Annotated in this window: 10 protein-coding genes; 9 read left to right on the top strand and 1 reads right to left on the bottom strand. The window is 39.1% G+C overall.

Annotated elements, in window-relative coordinates:
- Positions 1-28 precede the first annotated feature (28 nt).
- From E7A03_RS04565 to E7A03_RS04535, 7 genes are all read left to right on the top strand, one after another.
- Complete coding sequence (locus E7A03_RS04565) at positions 29-406, top strand: energy transducer TonB (protein WP_024061071.1); 378 nt, start codon at positions 29-31, stop codon at positions 404-406.
- A 10-nt stretch (positions 407-416) separates the two neighbouring features.
- Positions 417-764 (top strand): energy transducer TonB, encoded by a 348-nt coding sequence (locus E7A03_RS04560; RefSeq protein WP_004694054.1) that lies wholly within the window; start codon positions 417-419, stop codon positions 762-764.
- 229 nt (positions 765-993) lie between these two features.
- Complete coding sequence (locus E7A03_RS04555; protein WP_287509326.1) at positions 994-2,610, top strand: PAS domain-containing protein; 1,617 nt, start codon at positions 994-996, stop codon at positions 2,608-2,610.
- A 251-nt stretch (positions 2,611-2,861) separates the two neighbouring features.
- Complete coding sequence (locus E7A03_RS04550; RefSeq protein ID WP_012863802.1) at positions 2,862-4,490, top strand: phosphoenolpyruvate carboxykinase (ATP); 1,629 nt, start codon at positions 2,862-2,864, stop codon at positions 4,488-4,490.
- A 231-nt stretch (positions 4,491-4,721) separates the two neighbouring features.
- Positions 4,722-5,627 carry a LysR family transcriptional regulator gene (locus E7A03_RS04545; protein ID WP_004697697.1) on the top strand — a complete coding sequence of 302 codons (906 nt, stop codon included), beginning with the start codon at positions 4,722-4,724 and terminating at the stop codon, positions 5,625-5,627.
- Positions 5,628-6,036: 409 nt separating this feature from the next.
- Entirely contained in the window at positions 6,037-8,172 is a 2,136-nt protein-coding gene (gene cooS, locus E7A03_RS04540; RefSeq protein ID WP_278618585.1) for an anaerobic carbon-monoxide dehydrogenase catalytic subunit, read from the top strand.
- Between the two features lie 602 nt (positions 8,173-8,774).
- Positions 8,775-9,137: a hypothetical protein gene (locus E7A03_RS04535; protein ID WP_008603073.1), complete on the top strand. Its 363-nt coding sequence runs from the start codon at positions 8,775-8,777 to the stop codon at positions 9,135-9,137.
- A 122-nt stretch (positions 9,138-9,259) separates the two neighbouring features.
- On the opposite strand, the gene bioB is transcribed toward E7A03_RS04535, so the two are convergent.
- Positions 9,260-10,288: a biotin synthase BioB gene (gene bioB, locus E7A03_RS04530; RefSeq protein WP_060919357.1), complete on the bottom strand. Its 1,029-nt coding sequence runs from the start codon at positions 10,286-10,288 to the stop codon at positions 9,260-9,262.
- Between the two features lie 327 nt (positions 10,289-10,615).
- Between bioB and E7A03_RS04525 the strand changes: the two genes are divergently transcribed.
- Entirely contained in the window at positions 10,616-11,887 is a 1,272-nt protein-coding gene (locus tag E7A03_RS04525; RefSeq protein ID WP_123138385.1) for a metallophosphoesterase family protein, read from the top strand.
- A complete protein-coding gene (locus E7A03_RS04520; RefSeq protein WP_123138386.1) occupies positions 11,877-14,771 on the top strand; it encodes an ATP-binding protein in 2,895 nt (964 codons plus the stop codon). Before E7A03_RS04525 ends, E7A03_RS04520 begins: the two co-directional genes overlap by 11 nt.
- Positions 14,772-14,910 lie beyond the last annotated feature (139 nt).

Genomic DNA, 14,910 nt, shown 5'->3' with positions numbered 1-14,910 from the left:
AGGTAAAAGGTTAATAAGGAGGCTTCTTATGAATAAATTATTCCGATACGCTGCTGCAGCAGTACTCGTTGCATCTTTTGGCATGTTAAGTGATTATACAGCTGATGCGGCGAAGTTTTTAGAATCTCCAAGAGAGGTTACTATTGTAAAACCTGAGTTGCCTGAGATCCCTCAAACCGCTATGGTAGCGCCTGATATGCGCGTACGCTTCTTGATTGATAAAAAAGGTAATGTTAAAAATGTTTTCGTAGAGCGCTCTTCTGGATATGCTCCTGTTGATGAAGCAGTAAAAAAAGCAATTTTGCAGTGGAAGTTTACCCCTGCTATTGGCACAGATCAAAAGGCACACGAATCCATTATTGGGATGACAATTACTCTGCCTAAGCAAGCTGTGAAAGCTAAATAAGGAGAAAACGATGAATAAAGTGTTGCGTTGTATTATATTAAGCTCATTGTTTGTAATGAGTATGGTAGCTTCTGTGTTGGCAGCTCCATATGATCCACCAGTAGCTATAGCTACACCACCTATTGACCGAGCATTGCTCGCGGCCTATGGTGAAGCTGCTCATGGTGCAGATATACGTTTTACCATCAAGGAAGATGGTTCTGTAGGGGACGTTGAAGTTGTCTCATCTAGTGGTTCTAGTACTCTTGATGCAGCCATTGTTGATACTATTTCTAAATGGAGATTTAGTCCTGCCACAGATTCTAATGGTAAACCTGTAGCATCTTCTAAAACTGAATATATTGATTTTAAAAACTAATCAAAGGCACTCATACAGAACTGCACTCCAAAAATTGGACACAATTTTTGAAGTGCAGTTTTTGTATGCCAAAATATTCTAAAAAATAAAGTAAGGTTATTCATGTTCATAATATTGGATTCGTAAATCTTAAAAATTAATCAAAATTGTATCTGTAGCAACTGAAAATTACTTTCAAAATGATATAATAAAACTATAATTATAGATTAGCCCGTGGAGGTATAAGCATATGAATCCATTAAAACAAAAGCTAGATATTAACAATGAACGTTACAGAATTATTGTGTCCATTAAAGAAGATTATTTAGATGGTAAATTGTCCTTAGAAGAGGGCAATCGCATTTTAAAAGAGAAACTAGGTACTTGTACGCCTGATGAATTTGCTTACGCAGAGCAAAGCTTGAAAGGTGTTTACAAGGACGAAGAAATCCTAGAGAAAATGGATGATCTCTTAGAATTATTTGATGGCGTTTTGGTACGTGCCGAAAATGAGTACCCTAAAAATCATCCATTGTGGGCGTACTTGGAAGAAATCAACGCTGTTGAGAAGGTAGCCCTAGAAGCGGATGAATTATTAAAGCAAGAGAAGTTTATCAAAAATCCGTGGCTCGGTGTTTTTGATTCCTTAGCAGAGTGGAGAACACATCTGTCTCGTAAGCAAAATCAATTGTATCCAATGCTTGAGGACCACGGCTTTGACCGTCCAACGCGCATTATGTGGACCTTTGATGATGCTGTGCGCGATGCTATCTCTGCATCCTATGCATTGCTTCGGGAAGATAAGTATGAAGAATTCCTAGCGTCCGTACCAGAAACTTTGGCGAAATTACGGGATTTGAATTCTAAAGAACTAGAAGTCTTATTGCCAACGTCTTATAAATTGTTGAGTGACGAAGAGTTTGTGCGGATGAGTAAAAATGACCATGAAATTGGTTATGCTATCATCAATGCGCCAGGCTTATATGTAGTGCCAGGTATCAATGATTCTGCGGCACAATTGAATGGCAATAATTCAGCTCAAGGTGGTGCTGTATCTAACGAGTTCTTAAATGATTTAGCCGGCTTGCTATCTAAATATGTAGGTCCTGTTGGTGGTGCGCCCGTTGGTAAGGACGCAGTCCTCGATGTAGCAACGGGTAAATTGACATTAGAGCAAATTAATTTGTTGTTCCGTCATTTACCGGTAGATTTATCCTATGTAGATGAAAATGAACTAGTTAAGTTCTACAGCGATACGGCACATCGTATTTTCCCTCGCAGTGCGAACGTTATCGGCCGTGAGGTGAAGAATTGTCACCCAGCAAAATCTGTTCATATAGTAGAAGAAATCGTAGAGAAGTTCCGTTCTGGCGAACAAAGCCAAGCGGAATTCTGGATCAATAAACCAGGCTTGTTCATCTATGTTATCTACACCGCAGTACGCGATGAAAATGGTAAATTCCGCGGCGTATTGGAAATGATGCAAGACTGTACTCATATCCGTGAACTGGAGGGTTCCCGTACATTGTTGACTTGGGATAAAACTGATTTTGTAGGCGATGGTGGTAAAGAAAAATCCTTGGCTCAAGAGGCAGCAGAAGAGGTAGAAGAAGAACCATTAACAACTGATGCAAATGGTCGATTCCATATCGATGCAAAAACAACATTGTCAAATCTAATTAAACAATGCCCGGATATTGTAGATCATTTGATTTCTTTAAATCCTAAATTTGAGAAATTAAAAACACCTATGGTAAAAGTAATGGCTAAGGTGGCAACAATCAAGATGATGGCAGAACGCGGCGATTTTGAGGTAGATGATCTAATTAGCAAAATCGATGCATTTATCAATAAAGATAAGAAATAATTGTACTTTTAAACCTTGAAAAGAGACGAGGACTTTGGACCTCGTCTCTTTTATCTGGCCAAATGTGTTGCACTAATTCAAAATAAACATACATTAATTTCCTATAAATCATCTGTTTTATGTATACAAATTTGATTGAAAAGGGTAAAATAGAAAATAATGAAAGTATTTGCTTAAGCAGTGTTTTCATTTACAACATTACTTTTACAAGAGAAATTACTAATATATTTAAAGGTGAGGATCTAGATACTATGTCTACAAGACGCGTTTGGAAGCAAAGTGAAATCAAAACAAACCCATTATTTTCTATGATGCGCAGTACAATTGAAACTGCATTCTATGGGAACAATGTAACTCCTGTAACATCTGTGGCACAAGCGTATCAATTAGCCTCTGAAGAGCCAGGTGTTATCGTCCTCGATATGCCAGTATTTAAACCGTTAGAGCAAGGTTTGCCAGCTGATGCAAAAGTTCTTGTTACAAACGATGGTAAAACTACTGGCCGTTATGCTAAAGCTCGCCGTATTATTGGCGATGAAGGCATAGATGAAGTTGAACTCGCTAATATTGCACGCGATGCAGTATATGATAGCCGCAATAAAGAGTGGATTTCTGCGGAATCTATCGTTGGTCTTGATAAAAAATTCACAGCTCGTGCTCATTTAATGATTCCAAAAGATCACGCGTCTATTTTGTATTCTTGGCTTATGAACTTTAAGTTCTTTGATGCGGCTGTAAAAGAGTTCTACAACGACAGTGTGGACATTCCGGAAGGCGATATCTATATTTACTCTGATCCTGACTATGTTGTGCCAGGTCATCCAGGTGGTCTTGCTATTTTTGACCCTGCTCATAACTGTGCCATGATTCTTGGTATGCGTTACTTCGGGGAGCATAAAAAAGGTACGCTTACACTTGCGTGGTCCTTGGCAAATCGCTTCGACTATGTTGCATGCCACGGCGGTATGAAACGTTACAACCTTGAAGGTGGTAAAACATATACTATCGGTGTATTCGGTTTGTCCGGTTCCGGTAAATCCACATTGACTCATGAAAAACATGGTGGTCGATATGATATTTCTATCTTGCATGACGATGCGTATGTTATCAATACAAACGATTTGAGTTCTATTGCTCTTGAACCTACATACTTCGATAAAATGCAAGATTATCCTGTGGAACATCCTGCTAATGAATTCTTGTTGACGCTACAAAACGTAGGTGTAACAATGGATGAAGATGGTCGCAAGGTTGTATTGGCCGAAGATGTGCGTAATAGCAATGGTCGTGCTATCAAATCTCAATTCTGGACAGATAATCGCGTAAACTACGTTGGTGAACCTGTTAATGCCATAGTATGGCTTATGAAAGATAAAACTTTGCCACCAATCCTTAAAATCTCCGATCCTGTATTGGCGTCTACTATGGGTGCTACACTCGCTACACGCCGTTCTACAGCGGAAAAACTGGATGCTCATGTCGATCCAAATGCACTTGTTATCGAACCTTACGCAAATCCATTCCGTACATATCCATTGGTTCGTGACTATGAAAGCTATAAAAAATTGTTCTGCGAATGTGGCGTTGAATGCTACATCATGAACACAGGCTTCTTCTTGGAAAATAAAATTCCTAAAGAAGTTACTCTTGATTTGTTAGAGCGTTTGGTGGAAGGTACATTGGAATTCAAACCATTTTGTGAATACGAAAATCTTTCCTATGTAGAGGTACCAGGTTTTGAACCTCCATTCGAAGTACGTGAATACCATCACCAATTACACCAAGCTTTCGAATTCCGTTATGATTATGTAGAAAAACTTAAAGGTCATAAAAACGAATTACCTCAAGAAGTATTGGATGTACTTAAATCTTTAATGTAATCTAAAAATTAAAAAGGGCTGTAATAGAATGCGGTTTTACCGCATACTATATGTAGTTCGTTTAACTTATAAGACATACCAAGAAATTTAGGTTTGTAAGGCACTAAATTTCTTGGTATTTTTTTATTTTCCCCATGTATATGTAACGTATATTTTAGTAATATATAGTTATAATAGAAATAATGTTTTATTATAAGACTTGTATATGTACATAGTTATAAGGACTCGTATATGGACATAAAAGACATTAAATATATTAGTACCATCGTTGAGATGGCATCATTTTCTAAGGCATCTAAAAAGTTATATATTTCTCAGCCGGCGTTGAGTCAGGGAATTCGTCGCATTGAAGCAGAGCTAGGAGTTACGTTGTTTGTTCGTGATCGTACAAAAGTCGTGCCAACGGCTGCGGCGTTACAAATTGCAAAAGAGGGCATGCCGTTAGTTTTAAAGGCGGAGGCTTTAACGCAATCTATCATTAATCAAGGCACAGATGTAGCCTATCATGTGCGTATCGGCTTGTCTCAATTTTATGGACATCATATGCTCGGGAAAACATTGAAAAGCTTTCAACAGATTGAACCGTCTTGGGAGTTCCATGTTGTAGAGGGTGAATCTCACTTCTTGGAACAGCAAATTTGTGATGGTTTAGTAGATGTAGGGTTATTCCCAACGCCGATTTATTCTCAGGATCTTGAAAGTTATCCCGTTTTAGATGAGCAGATTTTATTGGCCATTAGTGTGGAAAATAAGAAGGCTATAGCCATTGCAGATTCTCTCATGACTGGTGATGGAATTCGAGAAATTGCACCCTTTGGAGCATTTCCGTTTATTTTGCTAAGAGAAGGACTCAAATTACGGACGTTGGTAAACCGTTTATGCCAAGCGGAATGCTTTGTGCCCAAAGCCGTCATTGGCTCTGAAACTCTAGATTCATGCCGGTCCTTGGTAGAAGATGATTATGGTATTACATTCTTGCCGAGCACGCTCAATAGCAAGGGGGATGACGATAAGGTTAAATTCTATCCTCTTGCATCGAAACTTTGTTTCCGCCAATTAGTTCTTGTGGCAAGGTCTGATCGGGCAAAACGTTTCCATTTATCTGAAGTAGCACATATCATGCAGCAATTTTTGTAGTGCATAGGTATAAAGATATTTAGGTGGCATATCCTGAGGGGAGGATCATATTAATAAATTAATAATTAATACATAAATTAATACGTAAATCAATCAATTAATCAATAAAATAAAGAGACTAATTCCTGTAAAGTTTAGGAATTAGTCTCTTTTTATTTATGAAAAGAAACTGAAAAAATCGAATTTAATAAATATAGTAATTATCATATTCTTAGATATAGATGCGTCAAAAATTTCTCAAATTTTAATTGACAAATGTCTTTTCAGAAAATATACTTAAAGTGATTTAAAACATATTTAGGAGATAGGACTTAAAACCCATCATTGTAGTGGATTTAAAGTGAATTAAAAGTAGAATATGTTTTTTGTTTTTATTGGTTGGCCTATGTAGGCCCCTAGGAGGTTTCAAATGAGTAAAGATGTGGAAAATAAAAATACCCATGAACACAATCATGGTGAACAACATGGTCACGACCATAATCATGAACATCATTGCCACTGTGGCGGTCATGATGATCATGGTCACGACCATAGTCATGCAAAGGCTCTTCCGACGGATAAATGGGTGCCACACACTCATGAACCAGGGGTACCTCATGAACATGGTGTAAATGACTACATGAAAGCTGTTGCTGAGTATCGTAAAACATGGCCTACAAAACAAGATGTAATTGAACAAACACCAGATCCTGCTGTGCGTGAAATGATTCTTCGTATGGAGCAAATCGGTTGTGATACGGTATTTGACCGCTTTGATAAACAACAACCACAATGTACATTTGGTATTGCTGGTATATGTTGTCGTATCTGTTTCATGGGCCCTTGTAAAATTACACCTAAGAGTCCTCGTGGTGTCTGCGGTGCGGATGCTGACCTCATCGTAGCTCGTAATATGACACGTGCTGCTGCAGGTGGTTTGACTCAACATGGTGCACATGCTCGTGAAATCTTGATTTCTTTGAAAGCTGCTGCTAATGACCAATTGGACATTCCAATTTTAGGGGAAGAAAAAATCCGTACTGTATGTAAGGCTTTCAACATCCCTGAAGAAGGTCGTTCCTTGAAAGAAGTGGCTAATGATTTAGCAGATGTATTGCTCGAAGATTTGAGCCGTGCATTGCCAGGTGAATATAAAACAATTACAGCTATGGCTCCTGCAGAGCGTCGCGAAGTTTGGAAAAACTTGGATATCTTGCCTGTTTCCGCATACAATGAAGCCTTTGATGCATATCATCGTACAACCGTAGGTACAGATGGCGATTGGGAAAGCAATATGAAACAATTCTTGCGTTGTGGTCTTGCTTTCACATTCACAGGCGTAGTAGCGGCAGACATTGCTACAGATGCATTGTTCGGACAAGGTGGTCGTCGTACTTCCAAAGTTAACATCGGTGCCTTGAAAAAAGGGTATGTTAACATCGCTGTTCATGGTCATTTACCAACATTGGTATCCCAAATTTGTAAAATTGGCGCCTCTGAAGAATATTTAGAAAAAGCAAAAGCTATCGGCGCTAAAGGTATCCAATTCTACGGTATCTGCTGCTCTGGTTTGTCCAGTATGTACCGTTATGAAAATGTTATTCCATTGTGTAATGCTATCGGTGCTGAGCTTGTACTTGGTACAGGCGCTCTTGATTGCTGGGTAGCTGACGTTCAAGACGTGTATCCTGCTATCATGGACGTAGCACGTTGCTTCAACACAAAGGTTATCACTACGTCTGATGCAGCTCGTTTACCAGGTGCTGAACACATCGGCTACGATCATCATCACACTAACTTGGCTGAAACAAAAGATTTGGCTTGCAAAATTTTGGATCGTGCTCTTGAAGCGCATGAATTGCGTAAAGGTATGCCTGTATTCATTCCGCCATACGAAATCACAGCAGAAGTTGGCTTCTCTCCAGAATCCACTGTTAAACATTATGGTTCCTTCAAACCATTGGCAGAGGCTTTAAAATCTGGTAAAGTTCGCGGTATCGTTAATGTAGTAGGTTGTTCTAACCCTCGCGTTATCTACGAAAAAGCTACTGTAGATATTGTTGATACACTTATTAAAAATGGCTGTATCATCCTTACAAACGGTTGTGCATCTTTCCCATTGATGAAACTTGGCTATTGTAATACAGATGCTAACAAGAAATGTAGCCCTGCATTGCAAGAGTTCTTGGGCGATGATCAACCACCAGTATGGCATGTGGGTGAATGTGTAGATAATGCGCGTTCCTCTGGTATCTTCGGCGGTATTGCTGCAGAACTTGGCCTTAACTTACCTCAATTGCCATTTGCTATGTCTAGCCCTGAATGGTCTAACGAAAAAGGTATCGATGCATCCCTTGGTTTCCGCTTGATGGGGATTAACTCTTATCACTGTGTTGAGCCACCTACACAAGGCTCTGATGCCGTTACAAAATGGCTCAAAGAAGACACTAAAGATATCTTAGGCTCTGTTATGTATGTAAATACGGATCCTGCTAAAGTAGCTGAGAAAATTTTGGCAGATATCGATGAAAAACGCGCTGCTTTAGGTTGGGCTGAAGTAAAATAGTAAGATAGAAATTAGTAAATTGTAGTTTATAATAAAAAACGCTCAAAAGCGTAATGGTTATTGTATTTCCTTAAGCTTTTGAGTGTTTTTCTTTTTAAGAGAATATAGTATTACTTGTTAATTCGTGAGTCCTTATAAACCCTTTACTATTAACCCTTATGGTAATATGTATGTAGACTTAACAATATGTATAAGTTTATGAAGTAACGAAAAAAGGACTCTGTATAGAGTCCTTTTTTCATGTAAGGGGAGTGTTAGTATTAATATCAAATGAAACATGTATTTAAACAAGTAGTAGGTTTGGGGTTAGTATTACTTGTCGGGAGATAAATACACGTACGGCAACCAGGGAATTGTTACCTCTATCTATCATTTGACATTATCATTATAGGAATGGTAAATGAGTTAAAAATGAAGAAATTTAATAAATTTCTTTAAAATTCTTATATTTGTAAAAAACATGGTAATTAATTTTAATTATTGTTGATAAATATGGGACAATTTTGGTATTATATAAAGGAGAAGTTGTATATTTTATAAAGGTTTATCCACATTAAGCTTTTATAAAATATACAGCTCGATAGCATGAGAGGGGCAGTCATATGAGTAAAATATTCACCATATTAACACTTTTGTGGCTACTCAGTATAGGGGGGACTACTAACGCAACGGACTGGTACTATGTTGGACCAGATGCATCAGGAAACCAATTATTTATTGACAATGACAGTGTACAGAAGAGTGATTACGATGCGCTTTTGTGGCTGCGAGTTAATGAACTGGGTGGCGACGAATTGCGATATAAAGTTTATATCAGTAGATATAATCGAACCATGGAAACATTGAAGGTAGATGCGTACATGTCAGACGGGACGCCGTATGAGAATGTAGAATTTAATGAGAATCCTGAGCCCATTGCAGGGAACACAAATGGTCAAGCCATTTATATTTTATTATGGAAATAAAAGAACCATCTAGTACAGCAAACTAGATGGTTCTTTTTATGTGTAAAATATTTATAAAGCATTAGGGAATATTTTATATACTACATCCTCTACTGATGTAGAGAATGGTATATATAAGGTTTTTAGACTTGAGCTGTATTGCGAGTCAACTCCAAGTCTTGAATCATTTGGAGATCGTCTTGAGGTGAACGACCGCCAGTAGTTAAGTAGCCACCAACCATGATACCGTTTAGGCCACCTTTTAGAGCATAAGCTTGTAAGTCTCGTAGATTTACTTCGCGGCCACCTGCAGTCCGTATCAATGCGTTTGGCAAGATGAAACGGAATACAGCGAAGGTACGTAAGATATCCAATGGACGTAAAGCTTCGTTGCTTTCAAATGGAGTCCCTTTAACAGGATTCAAAATGTTTAATGGTACGGAGTCAATATGTAAACGTTTAAGTTCGAACGCCATTTCTACGCGTTGTTCTAATGTTTCGTTAAGACCAAGAATGCCGCCAGAGCAAACACGGATGCCTGCTTTTTGTGCATTATCTATGGTAAACATTTTGTCTTCGTAGGAATGTGTTGTACAAATATCTGGGAAGTGACTAGGTGCCGTTTCGATATTGGAGTGGTATCGAGTAACGCCAACTTCTTTTAATTTGAGTGCTTGTTCGTAAGTTAACAACCCAAGAGAACAGCAGATTTCAAGGCCAATTTCATTTTTGATACGGCCTAATACATGGATGATTTGATTAAATTCATCAGGGTTATTAGTATTACGACCACTTGTTACGATGGAAAAACGAATTGCACCAGCCTCTTTAGCTTTACGTGCTGCTTGGAGAATGCTTTCTTCATCCATGAAAGGATACTCCTGAACGCCTGTGTTGTGGTGTGCGGATTGAGCACAGAATTTACAGTTTTCAGGACATTTGCCGGACCGAGCATTAACAATGGCACATACATCCACAGAATTATCATTGAAATGTTGGCGAATTTTATCAGCCATAGCGAGTAGAATCATGGTATCATCATCTGAAGTATGAATCAGCTCGATTGCTTCTTCTTTTGTAATTTCGCCGCCGTTCATGATGCGGTTTGCAATGGTAAGAATTTTTTCGTATGTACCCACTTGGGATGGTTGTTGATCTATAGGCAAAGCCATAATAGCCTCCGGGAAATTGTTAACTTAATAAAAACATAATATATTGACAATTTGATTGTAAACGTTCATGTATAAATTGTCAACTTAATACATGAATTGGTTAACAAAAATAATAACATGTTATGATTCATATCTTATGATGAGAGAATATGAGCTTATCTTATAATTTATATTTATTAATAGTTAAGAGAAGTTTAGTTTAACTATATCTTTTTGATGCTAAATGATAGTTATTTTTAACTTATCTTTAAGGTTTTGTAGTATAATAAACTATTGTAATTACTATATATAACTATAATAAAAATATTAATGGAGGAGTGGATATAGATGCAGCCGTTTCGATTTATACACTGTGGTGATCTGCATTTAGGGGCACCCTTTCAATATGCTACAGGTATTAGCAATGCTGTTGATCGCGCCGTAAGTGAAGCAACCTATGTAGCCTTAGATAAAATTATTGATACTGCTATTACAGAACATGTGCATGCTGTCGTAATAGCTGGAGATATTTATAATAGCGAAGACCATAATTTAGAGGCTCAAGTCCGTTTTGTGCGCGCCATGTATCGCTTGGCTGAGCATCGTATTGATGTTTATATGGTACAAGGTAATCATGATCCTGCTGAAAGCTGGAAAGCGCAACTGCAGATGCCAGATAATGTCCATATATTTTCTAGCGAACAGGTACAGCGTTTCCCGCTCATCGTTAATAATATAGAAATTGGTGGCGTATATGGCATTAGTTGTGGTCATGGTAATGAAAGCGACAACTATGCTCGTCAATACAGAGCTTTTGAACGGGATGAGTTTTCCCTTGCTGTCATGCATGGTACTGTAGGTTCTAGTGTAGGCTCTGAAAATCATAATGTAACAGGACCTTGTAACTTAACTGATTTAACAGAGGCTGCCATGGATTATTGGGCATTGGGTCATATTCATAAATCTCAAGTTCTTAGCGAGGAACCTCTCGTAGTTTATGCGGGTAATTCGCAAGGATTGCATCGTAAAGAACATGGACCTAAGGGATGTTATCTTGTATCCGTATCTCATAATGGTCATTGTGATTTGCGATTTATCGACACCTGTGCTGTTCGATTTGAGGAAATCAAAATCGATATTGCTGGCATGCAAAATGAAACAGATTTCTTAGAGATTTTGCGGCGTAAAAAAGAAAACTTGCGAAAGCAACATAAGAAAAACATCTTGTTGTCCCTCGTTTTGTCCGGAACGGGACCTCTACATCGCCTATGTACGCAAGAGGGGATTCGAAAACTATGGTTGCAAGAGTCTCAAAATGAAGAGAAAGGCAAATCTATATTCGTTATGCCTTACCGTATTATTTCTAATACACGACCTAGTATTAATCTAGTTGAACGACGTTTATTAACAGATGTAGTAGGTGATTACTTGCGTGCTTATGACGATATGGTAGATGGAGATGCGATACAGATTGCGCGTCAAATCATGGCTGATCGTCCTGAATTTAAGCGCTTAGGCGCATATGCCGATTTATTGAGTGATGAATTATTGGCACGAGCTTTGAAACGTTGTGAAATTGAAGGTGTTACTGTATTGATGGGGGCTAATGATGAACATTAAACGCATACGATTTGATGAATTTGGCCCATATCGCGACTGGTCTTTCACCACGGGTGACAATGGGGTTCAACTCATGTATGGCCCTAATGAAAGTGGTAAAACATCCTTGCTCGAAGGGATGCGCACCTTGTTATTTGGCGGTACTCATAAGGCTTATGGCCCTATGACGGGGGCCCTTGATGTGGACCGTAATGGTGAAAGTTACTATATCGGTCGTAAGGGTAAGCAGTTAGACTTTTACAGCCCTGGTCATCCTGCCATCCATGAAGAGCCGGCTCAACATTGGTGGCATGGCATCGATAAAAAAACATATAACCGCATATTTGCGTTAACATTAGACGATCTACAAGGCCTTGATGTATTACAAGAGGTAGAGGTTCGTTCTCGATTCTTTGGCGCCGAAGGAGGAGAACACTTAGGTGGAGCTGTTAAGGATGTTGAAAAAGGGGCTACAGACCTACTTGTAGCATCCTCGAATGGTAAACGTCGCATCAATGTATTGATGGATGAGCTTAAAGAAAACCGTCAAAAGTTGAGTCAGTTGGCGGAGCATGAAGCGCAATATGTGGAATTACAAACCGTCTTTCACAGTACGGAGCAAACCGAAATGGAATTGCAAAATCAGTTGAAAGAATGGAAGGAATATCGGGATGGTATCGATGTAGTATTGCGTGCGTGGGATACATATCGTCGCAGTGAAGAGGCGCGTATGCACATGCAGCAGTATAATAGTGAGCTCGCCTTGAGTCGTGATGAGTTCCTACGTCTTGATGAAGAAATAAAACGGGCTCGTGACAATATGCAATTATGGCAGGAAAAGGAAGCGGCATTGATGCCCGCTAACTTTAGTCCTGATAGCCCATTTGGAACTTACGGCCAAGATATTGAAGACCTCATTCAACAAGGTGCTAAATGGGAGCAATTACGCCGTGAGTGCGAAGAAGGCGATGCGTACATCCGTAAGGTTAGAGAACAATTAGAGTTTTCACGCACCTTACATTCTGCGTGGCGTCACGATGAGCCAATGGCAGAAGACATCAATTGGTTTGATGGAGAACGTTTGGCAAGTCGTTTGCGCACCGCAAAAGAACAACTTTTACATTGGCAAGACCGCAAACCTGCAGAGGCTACCGATGAGGTGCCGACGGCGAACCTTGAAGGTGCAACTTTACCTAACTTTAGTGAAGAAGAATTAGCTAAAAAAGAATATTTAGAACGTGAATTAGATCGTATCTTAATGGATATAGATCAAGTAGAGGCTAGACTAGAGGCTAGACGGAATAGTTATGGTTCAGACGCACAGCCCACAATTCTGCCAAAATGGCTACAACGCATTAGTGGTATAGGTGCTGTTATAGCTGTATTGGTAGTATTAGCAGGCCTGTTGGTTCTTGAATCTGCATTATATACTATAGGTGGTTTTATTTTCTTGATTCTATCTATGGGGCTATTCTGGTATGCTACCTGGAGGTTTCATAATGGTAACTCTGATGTGTCTAAATTAAACTATGAGTTACAAATTTTATCTTCCCGTAAATCTGATGTAGAACATCAGCTAGAGGCTTTGATCAAGGCTGCTACGCCTACAGCGAGTCCTGTACCATCCTTAGAAGGGGTGGCACATCTTGAACGTTGGATTCAAGAAGGTCATACATTACAAGGTATTTACGATGAAGCTCTCGCAGCATGGCAAAACTGGTTACCACAAGGGGCGGCTAAGAGTCTCGATGAAGATGATTTCTTTGGCCTCAAACATGAATATGATCAATATCATGAGCAACTACGTACTATAGAAGGCTATGAAAAGCGTTTAGCGGAGCATAAAGAAGGCCTACGTATTATTGAAGACCAAGCGATGGCTTTGTGGTATAACCTTGGGATAGAGGCGCCAGTATCTCCAACAGAGCTAAAACGCATTTATAACCAATATAAGAACTTCCAACAAAATAAAATTGTATGGGAACAAAAGGAAGCACAACGTAAAAGCTTCCGTAATGAATATGATAATTGGCATCGTAAGGAAAAAGAGCTACTCCTTCGTCAACAAGAACTGCTCCATAAAGCGGGTATGGAAAGTTCCAACGAGTATCGTCAACATCTTATCGATGAGGACCAATATAAACAGTGGCAAACTATCTACAAGCAAAGTCAGGTACAGCTGGATTTACTTGCTCCTGATGCGGAGAATAAAGACCTGTTCTATCGTCGTTTGCGAGAAGGCAACAAAGATAACTGGTTAGATGAATTGGCTCACTCTGAGCGTGAAATAGCCTCTATTGAAGATAAATTGGCTACCTTGTACGAGCGTCGCGGTCAAATCGTTGAAGCCATGCGTACACTTGGATCTGACCAAGAACAACACCAAATGTTGCAAGAACGTGAAGCTTTACAAAGTGAATTAGAGTCTGCTCTGGAAGATTGGGCTACGCAAGTATTGATAAGCCATTGTATGGATAAGGCTCAACAATCATATGAACAAGAAAAACAACCTCATATGTTAGAACTTGCATCCTCTTATGTTGAAAGCCTAACTGGTGAGAGGTATACACTTGATATTCTAGGTATCAACAAAGGGGTAGCACTTATCAACAACGATGGGGAACGACTAGAACTTAAATTCTGGTCTAGTGGTCTAGCTGACCAAGTATACTTGGCATTGCGTCTTGCCTTAGCAAAGGTATTCTCTTATCAAGTAGAATCCTTGCCGATTATTTTGGATGATATTTTGGTGCGCTTTGACGAAAATCGTCAACGTAGTGCCTTGGAACTGTTGGCTGAGCTTGGAAAGAATCAACAGATTTGGCTTTTTACCTGTCAACGCTCCGTATATGATATGGCTCAATCTATTATGGGCATCGATTGCCATAGACTAAGTCGTAGCTAAATGAATTTCGGACTTGAATTAAAGACTCAGTCAAATTAAAGTAGTGGTTACATTACAGTACTAGTAAATTTAACGACATACTTGAATTAAAGTCTTAGTTAAATCAAAGTGGTAATGAAATAATAATCCCTGTGGAGGC

The organism is Veillonella parvula (genome assembly GCF_032472435.1).
GTDB classification, from domain to species: domain Bacteria; phylum Bacillota; class Negativicutes; order Veillonellales; family Veillonellaceae; genus Veillonella; species Veillonella parvula_N.
Note: the sequence above shows the minus strand (reverse complement) of the source record. Positions and strands in the feature narration are given on the sequence as shown.